This is a genomic window from Umezawaea sp. NPDC059074 (genome assembly GCF_042738955.1).
GTDB lineage: Bacteria > Actinomycetota > Actinomycetes > Mycobacteriales > Pseudonocardiaceae > Umezawaea.
On sequence record NZ_JBHYHC010000116.1, the window covers coordinates 1 to 14,902 of the forward strand.

Below are 14,902 nucleotides of genomic sequence, written 5' to 3' on the forward strand. Positions count from 1 at the left end.
TTCAAAGTTTGTCAAGGCTGGAAAGACGCCTTGACAAACTTTGAAAAGCACGAACTGCGCTTAGGATCGGGGTGGCGGCGGGGGTCTGGGTGTCGCCCAGGTTGCGTGCTCCCGCTTTTGTCGCGGGGCCGGTAAGGCAGGGCCGCTTTTAAAACACCCCAGTCACGCTCGAGTGCGCTGCGCCCCAGTCGCGTTGAGCCGCTTGTAAAACACCGCCCCGGCCCCGCACCCGTTCCGTGCCGCCCTCGCTCCCGTTGCGTTGAGGGCAAGTTACGCAGGGCCGCCTACGAAGCGCTGGCAGCCGTGGACAGCGTGAAAGGCAGTGGCTGCCCCAAAACCGCCGCCGCCAGGCGTGTGCACTCCTCTGCCGCCCGTTTGTCCCCCTGCGCCAGATGTGCCGCCGCCAGGTTCCTCAACGTCACTGCCTCGTTGTACAGGTCCTGCAAATCCCGGTGCATCTCCAATGACTGCTTGAAGTACGACACCGCCATCCCGTGTCGACCCGCCCGGTGGTGGATCTTGCCGAGGCTGTCCTGGGCCGCTGCCTCCAGCGGGCGGTTTCCCAGTTCCCTCGACCGGACCAGGGCCTGTTCGCACAGGTCTATCGCTTGGTCGTGGTCGCCCAGGTCGCTGTGGGCGCAGCCGACGTTGTTGAGGCAGTCCGCTTCCATCAGCTTGTCGCCCAGGAGCCTGCTGATCTCGTGGGATCTGACCTCGTGTTCCAGCGCCTGCTGGTACATGTTCTGCTTGCTGCACAGGTCGGCGATGTTCTGGTGGGTCCTGCCTTCTCCGCGCAGGTCGCCCAAGTCTACGTAGAGTTCCAGCGCCGAGCGGAACTGGCCTGCTGCGCGGACCAGGTTTCCCAGGTGTTTGTGGGCGTAGCCGAGGCTGCGGTGGACGTACGCCCTTCCCTGCGCCTCGCCCGCCCTTGCTGTCGCCGCCAGGGCGGCTTCCTGGGCGATGACCTTCTGGTGCCAGTGGCCGTTGCGGTCGAGGTACGGGTCGAACGTCCAGGCCAGGCGCCAGGTGTGGTCGTCGAAGTGGTGGTCGCCCGCCATTTCGATGGCGGCGAACAGCGTGGGGGACACGGCCGTGGTCCATGCTTGCGCGGCCGTGCGGTCGTGGAGGACCTCGACCACCGCGCCCTCGCCCAGCGGTGGGAGGGCGATGTGGGGGCGGTGCGGGTCGATCAGGGCCGCTGCCGTGAACGCGCTGTGCAGGTAGTGGTCCAGGACCCTGCCTCGGGCGGCTCGTTGGAGTTCCGGGCTGTCCGTCGCGTCGGACAGTTCGGTCGCGTAGACGCGGACGAGGTCGTGCATGGTGTAGCGGCGGGGGGCGTACTGGGCGATCAGGTGGCCGCGTTCCAGCTCGTCGAGCAGCGGCACGGCTTTGGCGACCGGGACGCCGAGGAGGCTGGCCGCGGCCCTGGCCGGGATCTCGGGGCTGGGGTGGAGGGCCAGGATGCGGAACATGTCCGCCGCGGCCTCGCCCAAGGCCTGGTAGGACCAGGTGAACGCGGCTCTGGCATCGATGATGGAGTCGGCGTCGGTGAAGCTGTCCAGGCTGTCCCTGGTGTCGCGCAGTGCCGCCGCTACGGCGCTGAGCGGGTGCAGCGGTTGCAGGGCCGCGCGGGCGGCGACGATCGCCAAGGCCAGCGGGAGGCCCGCGCACAGCTCGATGATCTCCGAGACCGCCGCCGGGTCGGACGCGGCGGACCTGCTGCCGAGGCGCCTGGTCAGGAACTCGCGGGACTCGACCTTGGACAGCGGGGTGAGCAGCAGCGGCCGTGCGCCCTCGACGGCGACCAGGGACAGCAGCTGGTTGCGGCTGGTCACGACCACGTGGCAGCCGGGCGCGCCCGGCAGCAGCGGGCGGACCTGCTCGGCGTCGCGGGCGTTGTCGAGGACCACGAGGATGCGGCGTTCGGCCAGGACGCTGCGGTAGAGGTTGACCTGCGCGTCGAAACCGACCGGTATGCGGGCCGAGGGCACGCCCAGCTCGTCCAGGAACCGCCGGACCGCGTCCTCCGGCTGCACGACGTCGCCGGTCTGGTCGAAGCCGCGCAGGTTGAGGTAGAGCTGGCCGTCCGGGTAGAGGTGGGCGATCCGGTGCACGTACCGGACCGCCAGGGTGGTCTTGCCGACGCCGGCCATGCCGCGGATCAGCGTGACGGCGGTGGCGCCCACCGGGTCGTCGTGCTCGGCCAGCAGGTGTTCCAGCTCGTCCTTGCGGCCCGCGAACACCGTCAGGTCGCGCGGGAGCTGCGCGGGCATCACGGACGGGGCGGGCATGGGGGCGTCCACGAGCGGTTCGGTCTCGTGGTGGACGTCGACCTGCTGGGGCTCGGCCTCCTCGCGGAGCACGGCCTCGTGCGCGGCGCGCAGCTCCGCGCCGGGGTCGATGCCCAGTTCGTCCGCCAAGCGGGCGCGGATGTTCGCGAACGCGTCCAGCGCGTCCGCGCGGTAGCCGGCCGCCGCGAGGGCGAGGATCAGCCGGGAGTGGGAGGGCTCGTCGAACGGGTGCTGCGACGTCACCCACTGCAACGGTACGAGCACCGGTTTCGGCAGACCGCAGCGCAGCGCCAGGTCGGTGGCCTCGTTGACGGCCGCCACGTGCTCGCGTTCCAGCGCGGTGAACACCGCGTGCGAGCGGACGGGGGCCGGGGTGTTCGCCGCGACGGGACCGTCCCACAGCGCGAGGGCTTCGGCGAACGTGTGCACCGCCTGGCGTTCCGAACCGGCGTCGCGCTCGGAACGCGCTTTCCCCATGAGGTCGCGGAAGCGCAGGAGGTCGAGGGTCGCGGCGTCGGTGGTGAAGCGGTAGCCGCCCGCGCCCCTGATCAGCCACCGGCCCGTTTCCCGGTGGCCCAGCTCGGGTTCCAGCGCTCTGCGCAAGGAACCGACGTACCGGTGCAAGAGGTTGACCGCGCTGCCCGGATGGTCTTCGCCCCACAGGGCGTCCACGAGTGACGCCACGCTCACGGGTTGTCCGCCGTGGGCGAGGAGTAGTGCCAGGACCGAACGTTGTTGAGGTGGCCCCAGTTCCACCTCGACACCGTCGAGCCAGGCGCGAAGAGGACCGAGCACGGCCAGTCGCAGACTGCTTCGAGAGGGTTCTGGGAACAACTTCGCTCCGCCGCGGTAGGTGGCTCCCCCGCGGGGGAGCACGTGGTCACACTTTAGTCATTGGTCATCAAGTCGGGCGAATTACGGTTTGCGAGCAGTGGTTGGCCTTCTCCGACACAGGAGCGGCCCGACGCGCCCCGGATACGCATTGGCCGCGGATCTGTCCGCACGTCGTTCCTCGGGGACGAGAACCACCTGTTCCAGGGGTGAGAAACGCCGTCGAACACCGGCACGTCTGCCGGCCGTCGACGGACTACACAGGGGAGAACCGTGACGTCGCGACGCGCCGGGGCCGATGCGCTGGTCCGCCAGCTCTACTCCGAGCACGTGGGTGCGATCCTGGCCCACACCACCAGCCTGACCAGGGACAGAGCCGCGGCCGAGGACGTGACGCAGGAGACCCTGGTGCGCGCGTGGCAGCACAGCGAGGCCCTGGCCAACGGCAAGGGATCGGTGCGCGGCTGGCTGCTCACCACCGCGACCAACATCGTGATCGACCTCTCCCGGCGCAGGAAGGTGCGCCCGCACGAGGTGTCCATCACGCCGGACGGTGTGACGCACGAGGCACAGGCCCCCGGCGACCACGCCAAGTCCGTCGTGGACGGTGTGACGGTCCGCGACGCCCTCGTGCGGTTGCGGCCGGAGCACCGGGAGGTGCTGGTGGAGGTGTACCTGCGCGGCAGCAGCATGGCCGAGGCCGCGGACACGCTGGACCTGCCCATCGGGACGGTGAAGTCGCGGTCCACCTCGGCCCGCCGCGCGATGCGGGAACTGCTGGCCAACTAGCGGTTGGTTCAGCCGGTGAACCAAGCCGGTGGCAGGTCCGACCTCTTTGCCCGCAAGGGAAACCGCTTCCCCCAGTGATCGCCGCGTCACCGTCCGTCGCGCGGAACCCGCTGCGGCGCCGGTGTTGTACCAGTGGGACAAGTGGTCTACCGGGAGAACGCGCGGTGCAGGAAGTCGAGCACCTCGGCGTTCAGCTCCTCGTGGAACGCGCGGCGGTCGAAGCCCTCCGGGTCCTGCGACGGCGGGAACGTCGGGCTGGTCAGGTGCTCGGGGAACGGCGTGAGGAACGAGTAGTGGCCCGCGCCGAGTACCTTCCGGTGCTCCGTGTGCGGGAGGGCGTCGACGACGAGCTCGGCGTGCCACGGCGGCGTGTGCTCGTCGTGCTCGGCGCTCAGCAGCAGGACCGGCACGGCGACCTCGGCCAGCGCGCCCTCCTCCGCGAACCACGGCGTGGCGGGGGCGAGCAGCACGATCGCGCCCACCCGGTCGTCCGGGTCGACCTCCACGGGGTGCGGCAGCCGGTCCGGGGTCTCGTGCGGGAACGCGGTGGGCTTGCCGCCCGCGACCGCGAGCGCCGTGTACCCGCCGAGGGAGTGGCCGACGACCGCGACCTGACCGATGTCGAACTCCTCGGAGGCCCAGTCGACGACCTGCCGGACGTGCTTCGGGCGGTTCGCGAGGATCTCGGCTGTGCCACCGAGCTGGTTGTCGTGGCGGTTGTTGAACGGGTGTTCCGGCACCGCCACGACGTACCCGGCGCGCGCGAGGTGCGCGGCGAGGTCTCGGTAGAGCAGGTGCGAGCCGCCCGTGCCGTGGGAGATGACGACCAGCGGGTGGACGCCCGGATCGGGGGCGGCGTCCAGCGCGACCTCGACCGGGAACGGCCCGAGCGCCTCGGTCCGCTCCGGCTCCCCGGTCGGGTAGAAGACGAGCGCCGGGACGGCGTCGCCCCGCCCCGCCGCGCCCACTTCCACCGCTCGACACCCCGCTGACCTGGTCATGTTCGGACGCTAACACCGGGGTCCGACAAAAGCCGGTTCACCCGTCCGCGCGCGGAACCGCCCGCACTCCGTATTGCCGACGTGCGGCGAGCGCTGTTCGATGGCGGTTCGACGGACGACGAAGGAACGGGTGCACCTGATGACCGAGGCGTTGCGGCTCGACCCGAAGACCACCGCCGTGGTGCTCATCGAGTACCAGAACGACTTCACCACCGAGGGCGGCGTGCTGCACGGCGCGGTCTCGGAGGTGATGGACTCCACCGGGATGCTGGCGAACACGGTCGAGCTGGTCGACGCCGCCCGCCGCGCGGGCGCGACGATCATGCACGCGCCGATCACGTTCGCCGCCGGCTACCACGAGATCTTGTCGCACCCGTACGGCATCCTCAAGGGCGTCGTCGACGGCAACGCGTTCGTCAAGGGCGGCTGGGGCGCGGCGATCGTCGAGGACGTGGCGCCGCAGGACGGCGACATCGTGATCGAGGGCAAGCGCGGGCTGGACACGTTCGCCAGCACGAACATCGACTTCATCCTGCGGAGCAAGGGGATCACCACCATCGTGCTCGGCGGGTTCCTGACGAACTGCTGCGTCGAGTCGACCATGCGCACCGGGTACGAGAACGGCTACCGGGTGATCACGCTCACCGACTGCGTGGCGGCCACGTCCCAGGCCGAGCACGACAACGCGATCGCCTACGACTACCCGATGTTCTCGCTGCCGGTCACCTCCAAGGACGTGGTCGCCGCCCTCGGCGCCTGACCTCGGCGCGTTCACCCACTGTTCACGTCACGAGTTGCGACCGAGTGCCACTGGAGTGCGTCCCACTGACGGATGATCCGAACAGTGAACGACTCTCACGGGGTGGCACGGGTGAAGCGCTTGTGGGGTATCGCCCTCGCGGTGGTCCTGCTGGTGGGCGTGGTGTTCGCGGTCGTGCGCGGCCGGTCGGGCGAGGCGGCCTCGCCCGACCTGGAGACCGTGCGCGGGGTGATCGGCTCGGAGAAGCTCGCGTTCTTCGCCGACCAGCGGGTGCGCGACGCGTTCGCGCGGCACGGGCTGAAGGTCGAGGTCGACCCGGCCGGGTCGCGGCAGATCGCGAACTCCGTCGACCTGAACCGCTACGACTTCGCGTTCCCGTCCAGTGCCCCGGCCGCCGAGCAGATCCAGCGCGCCCGCGGCGCGGGCCGCACGTACGCGCCCTTCTCGTCACCGATGGTGATCGCCACCTTCGACCCGATCGTGTCCCTGCTGACCGCGCAGGGCGTGGTGCGGCCGGGACAGGTGTTCGACGTGGCCAAGTACCTGGAGCTGACCGCCGCGGAGACCCGGTGGGACCAGCTGCCGGGCAACACGGCGTACCCGGCGCGGAAGAACGTGCTGGTCACGACCACCGACCCGCGTGACTCCAACTCCGCGGCGATGTACCTGGCGATCACGTCGTTCGTCGCCAACGGGGGCGTGGTCGCCTCGCCGGAGGCCGAGGCGAAGGTGCTGCCCGCCGTCGGGAAGCTGTTCCTGGAGCAGGGCTACACGCAGAGCACCAGCGACGGGCCGTTCGAGGACTACCTGTCCACCGGGATGGGCAAGACGCCGATGGTGCTCGCCTACGAGGCGCAGTTCGTGGACCGGGTGGTGCGCGGGGACTCCACGATCCGGCCGGGGATGACGCTGCTCTACCCGTCGCCGACCGTGCTGTCCAAGCACACCCTCGTGCCGCTGCGACCGAGCGGAGACAAGGTCGGCGAGCTGCTGACCACCGACGCGGACCTCGGGAAGCTGGCCGCCACCTTCGGGTTCCGCACCGCCGACCCGAGGTACTTCGACCAGGTCGTGAAGGAGCACGGGGTGGCCGTGCCCGAGACCGTGGTCGACGTGGTCGAGCCGCCGTCCTACGAGACGCTGGAACGGATGCTCGAAGCGATCGGGAAGTTGTACTGACGTGGACGCCGACTTCGTGCTGACCGCGCCGGAACCGGTGGCCCCGGTCCCGGTCGAGCGAGCCGCCGGGCTGATCCCGGTCGACGACGCCGCGCGCCGGGAATCCGCCCGCAGGGCCGAGGAGTTCGTCGCGGAACTGTCCGCTGTGGACGTCCACTCGCCGGAGTTCCCCGTGCTGCTGGACCGGGTGCTCGTGCTCGGCGAGGCGGACATGCGGGCCGCCGCGCAGGTCGCGGGCAGGCTGCTGGACCGGTCGCTGGCCGCCCTGGCCGCTCCCGGCGGGCAGGCGCGGGTGACCGGCGGGCTGAACGAGCTGCGCCGCACCGTCCGCGAACTGGACCCCAAGGACCTGCGCAAGCTCACCGGGCGCAAGGTGCTGGGCCTGATCCCGCTGGGGAACTCCGCGCGCGGGCTGCTCGCCCGGTTCCGGGCGGCGGACGCGCCGCTGAACGCCGTCGTGCTGAAGTTGCGCGGCGGGCAGGACGAGCTGCGGCGGGACAACGCGGCCGTCCGCGGCGAGCGGGAACGGCTCTGGGCCGTCATGACCCGGCTGTCCTCCGACGCGCTGCTGGTGTCCGCGATGGACGAGGCGGTCGACCAGCAGGCCCGGATCGTCGAGCTGTCCGACCCCCAGCGCGCCACCTCGCTGCGCGCCGACGTGCTGTACCCGGTGCGGCAGCGGCACCAGGACCTGTTGACGCAGCTGGCCGTCTGCGCGCAGGGGTACCTGGCGCTCGACGTCATCCGGCGCGGCAACGACGAGCTGATCAAGGGCGTCGACCGGGCCGTGGGCACCACGGTCACGGCGCTGCGGATCGGCATGGTCGTCGCCGCCGCGCTCGCCGACCAGCGCGAGGTGGTCGACCAGATCGACGCCGTGCGCGGGCTGACCGACGGCCTGCTGCGCGCCAACGCGGACCTGCTCTCGTTGCAGGGCACCGACATCCAGCGGATCGCCTCCACACCGGCGGTCGGCGTGGACGCGATCCGCACGTCGTTCGACCAGGTCTACGCGACCATCGACGCCATCGACACCTTCAAGGCCCGTGCCGCCGAGAACATGGCGGGCACCGTCTCCGCGCTGGACGACGAGATCCGGCGCGCCCACGACCACCTGACCCGCGTGCGCACCACCGAGGAGCCCGCATGACCCGTCGTGTCCTGGTCGGAGCAGTCGCCTTCGCGCTGCTGGCCGGGTGTTCCTCCGACCCGCCCGCCGGAGCGCCGCTCGGCGACCCCCAGCCCGGTGTGCTGCGGGTGCTCGCGGGCAGCGAGCTGGCCGACCTGCAACCCGTGCTGGACGAGGCCGCCAAGGCCACCGGCGTCACGGTCAAGTTCACCTTCACCGGCACCCTCGACGGCGCCGAGAGCGTCGCCAACCGCAGCGCCGAGCAGGGTTACGACGCCGTCTGGTTCTCCTCCAACCGGTATCTCGAACTCCTGCCGGACGCGGCGAAGCGGCTCGGCAAGCCGACCAAGGTGATGAACTCCCCGGTCGTGCTCGGCCTGACGGCCTCGAAGGCGAAGGAGCTGGGCTGGGACGCCAAGCGCGTCGGCTGGGCCGAGATCGCCGAGGCCGCCGGGCAGAAGCGGTTCACCTACGGCATGACCGACCCGTCCACGTCGAACTCGGGGTTCTCCGCGCTGGTGGGCATCGCGTCCGCGTTGACCGGCGGCGGGACGGCACTCGACGCCGCGGCGATCTCCTCGGTCGCGCCGCGCCTCAAGGACTTCTTCTCCGCGCAGACGCTGTCCGCGGGCTCGTCCGGCTGGCTGTCGGACGCCTACCAGCGGCGGGCGCGCGGGCAGGACCCCGGCGTGAAGGTCGACGGGCTGGTCAACTACGAGTCGGTGCTGCTCTCGCTCAACGCGGCGAACGCGCTGCCCGAGCCGTTGACGCTGATCTACCCCAACGACGGTGTCGTCACCGCCGACTACCCGCTGACGCTGCTCGGCTCCGCCGGGACCGACGCGCGCGGGGCGTACGACCGGCTGACCGAGCACCTGCGCTCGCCCGACGCGCAGCGCCGGATCTCCGAGCTGACCGGCCGCCGTCCGGCCAGCCCCGAGGTCCAGCTCGACGCCCGGTTCGCGGTCCGCGACCTGGTGGAGCTGCCGTTCCCGGCCAGCGGCGCGGCCGTGGACGGGCTGATCACCGCGTACTTCGACCAGCTCCGCAGGCCGTCGCGCACGCTGTACGTGCTGGACACGTCCGGGTCGATGGAGGGCGAGCGGATCGACGGCCTCCGGGCGGCCGTGGTCGGGCTGACCGGCGCGGACACCTCGTTGTCCGGGAAGTTCAGCAAGTTCCACGGCCGCGAGCAGGTCACGCTGCTGCCGTTCGCCAGTTCGCCGCACCCGCCGCAGGAGTTCACCGTGACCGGCGACGCCGACCTGGCCCGGATCAAGGACGCCGCGTCGAGCCTGGAGTCCGGCGGCGGCACGGCGATCTACAGCAGCCTGAAGGAGGCCTACACCGTCCTGCGCGCCCAAGCCGTGACCGATCCGGACCGGTTCACCTCCATCGTGCTGATGACCGACGGCGAGAACACCTCCGGCGACGGCTTCGGCGACTTCACCGCGTTCCACAACGGACTCGACCCGACGCTGCGGGGCGTGCCGATCTTCCCCGTGCTGTTCGGGGAGAGCGCCAACGACGAGATGAACCAGGTCGCGGCCCAGAGCGGCGGCAAGGTGTTCGACGCGCGCAGCCGGACGCTCGCGGAGGCGTTCAAGGAGATCCGTGGCTATCAGTAGGTACCTGGGCTCGACCCGGAACATCGTCGGCTGCCTCGGCGGCCTGCTCGGGCTGGGCCTGTACTTCGCCGGTCTCGCGGGCCCGTTCTGGCCGACCGTGGTCGCGGCGCTGTACGCGGCGGGCGCGCTGCTCGCGCCGCCGGACCGGGTGGTCCTGGTGACCGATCCGACGGAGGAGGCGTCCCGGTTGCGCCGCGACCTGGACGCCCTCGTCAAGAGGGTCGCGGAGAGCCGGGTGCCCCTCGGCGTGGAACCGCGCCTGGAGCGCGTGGCGGACGTGCTGCGCGGCCTGCTGGACCGGCCGCGCGAGCTGCGCGCGGACCCGGACGCCCTGCACACCGTCACCAGGGTGATCGGCACGGACCTGCCGCTGTCCGTGCAGAACTTCCTGAACCTGCCGTGGTGGTACGTCGCCGCGAAGAAGTCCGACGCCGAACTCCTGCGCCAGCTCGACCTGATCGAGGCCGACGTCGTGCGCACGGCCGAGCGCTTCCACGACGCCGACGCCCAGCGGCAGGCCGATCACACCCGATACCTGGAGGACCGCGACCGGGAGGGTTAGCCTCGGTCGGTGCGCATCGAGTACAAGCTCGCGGAACTCGGCCTGCTGCTGCCGGAGCAGCTGAGGCTGCCACCCGGCGTGTTCCTGCCGTTCCCCTGGGTCCGGGTCCACGGGAATCGGGCGTACGTCTCGGGCCACGGCCCGCTGAACTCCGACGGCACGCTCGCGGGCCCGTTCGGCAAGATCGACGCCGACGTCACGCCCGAACAGGGCTACTTCGCGGCCAAGCTGACGGCGTTGGCGGTGCTGGCCAGCCTGCAACGGGAACTCGGCAACCTCGACCGCGTCACGGCGTGGCTGCGGGTGTTCGGCATGGTGGCCGCCTCACCGGGCTTCGGCACCGCCCCCGCCGTGATCAACGGCTTCTCCGACCTGATCCTCCAGCTCTGGGGCCCGGACGCGGGCAGCCACGCCCGGTCGGCCATCGGCGTGGCGGAACTGCCGTTCGGCATCCCGGTCGAGATCGAGGCCGAGGTCGCCATCTCGGGCTGACCCCTATCGGGGGACTGGTAGTCCGGGGATAGCGGCGCGGTTTCCTGGGACGATCGGGGCATGGACCGCGCCGAGCTCGCCTCGTTCCTCCGTGTGCGCCGGGAGGCGCTCAGGCCCGCCGACGTGGGGCTCGTGCCCGGCGCGCGGCGGCGGACGCCGGGGCTGCGGCGCGAGGAGGTGGCGCTGCTGGCGAGCATGTCGACGGACTACTACGAGCGGCTGGAGCAGGCGCGGGGGCCGCACCCGTCGGAGCCGCTGGTGGCGTGCCTGGCGCGGGCGTTGCGGTTGTCGACCGACGAACGGGATCACCTGTACGTGCTGGCGGGGTACCCGCCGCCGGTCGCGCACGTGCCGAGCGGGTACGTCGACCCCGGCCTGATGCACGTGCTGGACGCGCTGACGACCGTGCCCGCCATCGTGTGCGACGACCTGACGACCGTCCTCGCGCAGAACCCGTTGGGGGCGGCGCTGTTCGGGCCGATGACGGGCACGGCGGGGCGCGAGGACAACACGGTGTGGCGGTGGTTCACCGATCCCACGAGCCGCGACGTCTACCTGCCCGCCGAGCACGAGAAGCTCGGGCGCGGGTACGTGGCCGACCTGCGGGCGTCGGTGGTCCGCCGCGGCAAGGACCCGGTGTCCGCCGCGCTCGTCGCCGACCTGCTGGAGGCCAGCGCGGAGTTCCGGGCGGTCTGGGAGCTGCACGAGGTGCGTCCGCTGCGGTCGAGCCGCAAGACCTACGTGCACCCGGCCGTCGGGGTGCTGGAGATGCAGTGCGACATGATCCTCAGCCCGGACACCGGGTTGCGGCTCGTCTCGCTTCGCCCGCAGCCCGGCACCGGCAGCGCCGAGCGGCTCGACCTGCTGCGGGTGCTGGGCACCCAGGCGTTCGCCTAGCGGCGGGCGGTCTGGAGCTGCCGGTAGGGCAACGGCCTGCGGGGGCGCGGGCCGGGGGAGGCCTGGGTCGCGGACGCCAGCACCGCCAGCACGGCGGTCGCGGACGGCAGCCAGCGGCGCTCGTTGTGCGGCTCGATCAGCCAGCGGGACCCGGTCTTCGGCGGCAGCGGCACGAGACCGGGGGTGCGCAGCAGCGTGACGCCGGGCGGCATCTGCGCCTGGCTGAACACGCAGTCGTTGGTGTCGGCCAGCGCGACCGCCTTCGGCTCGACCTCGTCGAGGAAGCCGACGACCGGACCCTGGACGTCCATTGTGGACATGAGCGCCGCCGCGGCGGGGAACCAGGACCAGGGGAACAGGAAACCGGTCATCCCGTGCGTCAACGACAGGTTCGGCGCGCCGTCGACCAGCCGGACGTCCCAGCCCATCTGATCCCGGTACCAGGTCAGCGCGTGCCCCATGTCGGCGTCCGGCAAGTCGTTGCGGCGCAGTGGAAGGGGTGACATCGGGTGCCTCCTTGGTCCGGTACGGCACCGAGTCCAGCACAGTACCGCGCGGTAGTGGGCGAACTCTGCCCGAAAGACCCACGCGCACTGCCCCGTTGTCAACGGGTGCGGCGAGGATGTGAGCAAGCGCATGTCCCGTGAAGTCCGCGTGAATTGAGAAATGTGCTATTGAGACGGTCTTGTCATTCCGCGAGTCGCCGTGGATAGGATCGATCATGATCGCATGAATTCGGTTTTGCCGAATGAAGGGGAATGTGACCGGTGACCAACCACGATCTCGGACGTCGACGTGTGCTGCAGTTGTTCGGGTTGACCGGCACCGCCACCGCCGCCTCGATGCTCGCCGCCGACCCGGTGCTGGGGGCGACGCTCGCGTACGAGGACAAGACCGGCGTCACGCCCGAGAACTACCGCACACCAACGGGTCTGGCCAAGGACAGCCCGGCGAAGGCGGCCTCGCTCGCCTGGATCGACGGCAACGCGGGCGTGCTCAAAGGGCTGAACGACAGCATCTGGGAACACGCGGAATTGTCGCTGCGGGAATGGCGTTCGTCGACCGCCGTCGCCGACCTGCTCCAGGCGAACGGATTCTCCGTGCAATGGGGGTCGGGCGGTTTTCCGGCGGCTTTCACCGCCACTTACGGGTCGGGCGGACCGGTGCTCGGGTTCAACGTCGAGTACGACGCGCTGCCCGGGCTGTCGCAGAAGCGCGCGGCGGGCGGTCACGATCCGCTGGTCTACAACTACGACGCGTACGGGCCCACGTACGGTGCGGGCCACGGCGACGCGCACAACGTGCTGGGCGCGGGCTCGGTGGGCGCGGCCCTCGCGGTCGCGAAGGCCATGAAGGCGAACACCCTGCCCGGCACGCTGAAGGTGTTCGGCTCGACCGGCGAGGAACAGCTGGTGGGCAAGGCCTACGGCGTGAAGGCGGGCGTGTACGACGGCCTGGACGCCTACCTGGACTGGCACCCGCTCAACGCCACGCTCGCCACGTGGGGCACGACCAGCGCGCTGGCGTCGGCGACATTCACGTTCCTCGGCGCGGCGGGCCACGGCGGCACCCCGCTGGGCAACAAGAGCGGCCTCGACGGGGCGCTGCTGATGGCCACGATGTCGGAGTACCTGCGGGAGAAGAACGTCGCCGCGTCCGGCCGGTTCCACTACGCGATCATCAACGGCGGCGGCGCGCCGAACGTCACGCCCGACATGTGCTCGATCTGGTTCTTCATCAGGGAGGGCAGCCCGGCGCGGGTGAAGGTGCTCTACGACAAGATCGTCGAGTGCGCCAAAGCCGCCGCGCAGGCCAGCCAGACCAAGCTGCTGCACAAGTTCCACGCGGCCACGTGGAACTCCCTGGGCAACAAGGTCGGGGCCGAGTTGGCGAACGACAACATGGTGAAGATCGGTCCGCCCGCGTTCACCGCCGAGGACCACGCGTTCGCCAAGACGTTGCAGAAGTCGTTGGGCAAGCCGGAAGTGGGCATGCCGACCACGCTGGTGCCGCTCACGCCGCCCGCGCCCGCGTTCCTCGGCGGCCCGTCGACCGACGCGGCCGACGTGAGCTGGAAGACGCCCAAGGTCACCGTGCTGGTGGCGACGTTCCCGCCGGGCGTGCCCAACCACAACTGGGCGGTCACGGCGAGCGCCGCGACGAACATCGGCCACCAGGCCATGCTGTCCGCGGCGAAGTACCTCGCGGCCACGGCCGTCGACCTGCTGACGCAGCCGGACGTGCTGGCGGCGATGAAGAAGGAGTTCGCGGACCGCACGGCGGGCGTCCACTGGGAGAGCATGATCCCGGACGGCACCCAGCCGCCGCTCTACGAGCCCCCGGTCGACTTCTTGGCGAAAACCGGCCAACACTGGCCGCCGCCCGGCGTCACCTGGCCGGTCCCGCAGGTGATCGCCGCCGAACAGCTCGGCACGACCGGGCCCGACCTGCCCCCGCAGACCTGACGACGAAGGGCCCGCCCCGAGGTTTCGGGGCGGGCCCTGGTCTTTCAGCGCTCGTCAGTCCTTCTTGTAGAAGTAGTAAGTCGCGCTGTAGTAGACGTTCTTGAACGTCTTGTCGGCCGGGTCGCACGAGGTGGTGGGGGCGACGCCGCCGACGGTGTTGAGGCGGTGGATGTACGTGACGCCCGCGAACACGCCGGTGCCGGAGCTGTCGAGGCCGGTCAGGCGGAGCAGCGGGATGGCGCCGGTGTTGGTCGCGCTGACCGCGCCGCCGCCGTGCACGCGGCTGCCGTCGCGGAGCGACTGCCAGTACGGGCCCGCGGGCAGGTTCGCGTCGACTCCGCCGAAGTGGACGCCGACGTCGCCTCTCGTGGAGAGCCGCGCCCTCGGGGCGTGCAGCGTCCACGCGCCGGCGGTGCTGCACTCGTAGACCTGGTACCCGACGGCGTCGTAGCGGGCGGTGACGTGGTTCCCGGCGGGCACCGCGAGCTCCGCGGGCACCGTCGGCGCCGTGAGAGCGGGGGTGGCGTGCGCGGCGGCGGGCGCCAGCGCGATCAGGCCACCCGCTACCGCCACGGCGGCGGCCGTGAGCCTGGTGCTGGAACGACGTGCGGAAATCATCAGCAGTTCTCCAAGGGTGGGGAAACCGATCGCTGCCAATGTAGGGGGTAGTCGGCCGGGATTGGTCCTGTTGAGACGAGATTTCCTTTTACTGTCCACTGGGACAGACCGACCGGTCCACGGGCGGGAAACGGTTGCGCCGCAACGGGTTGTCTGCACTGTCCTCTTCGGCCTGCCTGCCTGATCGGCAAAACTGCTGGCAGTGGGCGGTTTTATCGGGGTTGTCGAAGAATGGCGTCCGCAATATTGCGAAATAACTC

The 14,902-nt window shown here is 70.8% G+C and carries 13 protein-coding genes; 9 read left to right on the forward strand and 4 right to left on the reverse strand.

The features are described 5' to 3' along the window. Positions 1–284: 284 nt before the first annotated feature. Positions 285–3,167 carry a BTAD domain-containing putative transcriptional regulator gene (locus ACFWW9_RS35420; RefSeq protein WP_390386640.1) on the reverse strand — a complete coding sequence of 961 codons (2,883 nt, stop codon included), beginning with the start codon at positions 3,165–3,167 and terminating at the stop codon, positions 285–287. 228 nt (positions 3,168–3,395) lie between these two features. Here ACFWW9_RS35420 and ACFWW9_RS35425 point away from each other — a divergent pair, with 228 nt between their 5' ends. After that, positions 3,396–3,911: a sigma-70 family RNA polymerase sigma factor gene (locus ACFWW9_RS35425; RefSeq protein ID WP_390386641.1), complete on the forward strand. Its 516-nt coding sequence runs from the start codon at positions 3,396–3,398 to the stop codon at positions 3,909–3,911. A gap of 146 nt (positions 3,912–4,057) precedes the next feature. Here the strand turns inward: ACFWW9_RS35425 and ACFWW9_RS35430 are convergent, their stop codons facing one another. Further along, positions 4,058–4,912 carry an alpha/beta hydrolase family protein gene (locus ACFWW9_RS35430; RefSeq protein ID WP_390386642.1) on the reverse strand — a complete coding sequence of 285 codons (855 nt, stop codon included), beginning with the start codon at positions 4,910–4,912 and terminating at the stop codon, positions 4,058–4,060. A 100-nt stretch (positions 4,913–5,012) separates the two neighbouring features. Between ACFWW9_RS35430 and ACFWW9_RS35435 the strand changes: the two genes are divergently transcribed. The 7 genes from ACFWW9_RS35435 (at position 5,013) to ACFWW9_RS35465 (ending at position 11,559) form a co-directional block, all read left to right on the forward strand. Next, on the forward strand, positions 5,013–5,672 hold the full coding sequence (locus ACFWW9_RS35435; protein WP_390386643.1) for a cysteine hydrolase family protein: 660 nt from the start codon (positions 5,013–5,015) through the stop codon (positions 5,670–5,672). 111 nt (positions 5,673–5,783) lie between these two features. Then, positions 5,784–6,851: a hypothetical protein gene (locus tag ACFWW9_RS35440; RefSeq protein ID WP_390386644.1), complete on the forward strand. Its 1,068-nt coding sequence runs from the start codon at positions 5,784–5,786 to the stop codon at positions 6,849–6,851. Position 6,852: 1 nt separating this feature from the next. Beyond that, positions 6,853–8,001 carry a toxic anion resistance protein gene (locus tag ACFWW9_RS35445; protein ID WP_390386645.1) on the forward strand — a complete coding sequence of 383 codons (1,149 nt, stop codon included), beginning with the start codon at positions 6,853–6,855 and terminating at the stop codon, positions 7,999–8,001. Continuing rightward, on the forward strand, positions 7,998–9,608 hold the full coding sequence (locus tag ACFWW9_RS35450) for a substrate-binding domain-containing protein (protein WP_390386646.1): 1,611 nt from the start codon (positions 7,998–8,000) through the stop codon (positions 9,606–9,608). The genes ACFWW9_RS35445 and ACFWW9_RS35450 overlap by 4 nt, the downstream gene beginning before the upstream one ends. Further along, positions 9,595–10,170 carry a hypothetical protein gene (locus tag ACFWW9_RS35455; protein WP_390386647.1) on the forward strand — a complete coding sequence of 192 codons (576 nt, stop codon included), beginning with the start codon at positions 9,595–9,597 and terminating at the stop codon, positions 10,168–10,170. Before ACFWW9_RS35450 ends, ACFWW9_RS35455 begins: the two co-directional genes overlap by 14 nt. A gap of 9 nt (positions 10,171–10,179) precedes the next feature. After that, complete coding sequence (locus tag ACFWW9_RS35460; protein ID WP_390386648.1) at positions 10,180–10,662, forward strand: RidA family protein; 483 nt, start codon at positions 10,180–10,182, stop codon at positions 10,660–10,662. 60 nt (positions 10,663–10,722) lie between these two features. Continuing rightward, positions 10,723–11,559, forward strand: coding sequence for a helix-turn-helix transcriptional regulator (locus ACFWW9_RS35465; RefSeq protein ID WP_390386649.1), 837 nt, complete (start codon positions 10,723–10,725; stop codon positions 11,557–11,559). On the opposite strand, the gene ACFWW9_RS35470 is transcribed toward ACFWW9_RS35465, so the two are convergent. Beyond that, entirely contained in the window at positions 11,556–12,065 is a 510-nt protein-coding gene (locus ACFWW9_RS35470; protein ID WP_390386650.1) for a hypothetical protein, read from the reverse strand. The two genes, ACFWW9_RS35465 and ACFWW9_RS35470, sit on opposite strands and share 4 nt — an antisense overlap. A gap of 261 nt (positions 12,066–12,326) precedes the next feature. Between ACFWW9_RS35470 and ACFWW9_RS35475 the strand changes: the two genes are divergently transcribed. Then, complete coding sequence (locus ACFWW9_RS35475) at positions 12,327–14,024, forward strand: amidohydrolase (protein ID WP_390386651.1); 1,698 nt, start codon at positions 12,327–12,329, stop codon at positions 14,022–14,024. A gap of 54 nt (positions 14,025–14,078) precedes the next feature. Here ACFWW9_RS35475 and ACFWW9_RS35480 read toward each other — a convergent pair whose 3' ends face one another. Beyond that, positions 14,079–14,642, reverse strand: coding sequence for a DUF3455 domain-containing protein (locus ACFWW9_RS35480; RefSeq protein ID WP_390386652.1), 564 nt, complete (start codon positions 14,640–14,642; stop codon positions 14,079–14,081). Positions 14,643–14,902 lie beyond the last annotated feature (260 nt).

Bases quoted from the DNA above. Each gene is read 5' to 3' on its own strand.
- ACFWW9_RS35430 (WP_390386642.1), bottom strand. From the start codon at position 4,912: ATGACCAGGTCAGCGGGGTGTCGAGCGGTGGAAGTGGGCGCGGCGGGG.
- ACFWW9_RS35435 (WP_390386643.1), top strand. From the start codon at position 5,013: ATGGCGGTTCGACGGACGACGAAGGAACGGGTGCACCTGATGACCGAG.
- ACFWW9_RS35450 (WP_390386646.1), top strand. From the start codon at position 7,998: ATGACCCGTCGTGTCCTGGTCGGAGCAGTCGCCTTCGCGCTGCTGGCC.
- ACFWW9_RS35465 (WP_390386649.1), top strand. From the start codon at position 10,723: ATGGACCGCGCCGAGCTCGCCTCGTTCCTCCGTGTGCGCCGGGAGGCG.
- ACFWW9_RS35470 (WP_390386650.1), bottom strand. From the start codon at position 12,065: ATGTCACCCCTTCCACTGCGCCGCAACGACTTGCCGGACGCCGACATG.
- ACFWW9_RS35480 (WP_390386652.1), bottom strand. From the start codon at position 14,642: ATGATTTCCGCACGTCGTTCCAGCACCAGGCTCACGGCCGCCGCCGTG.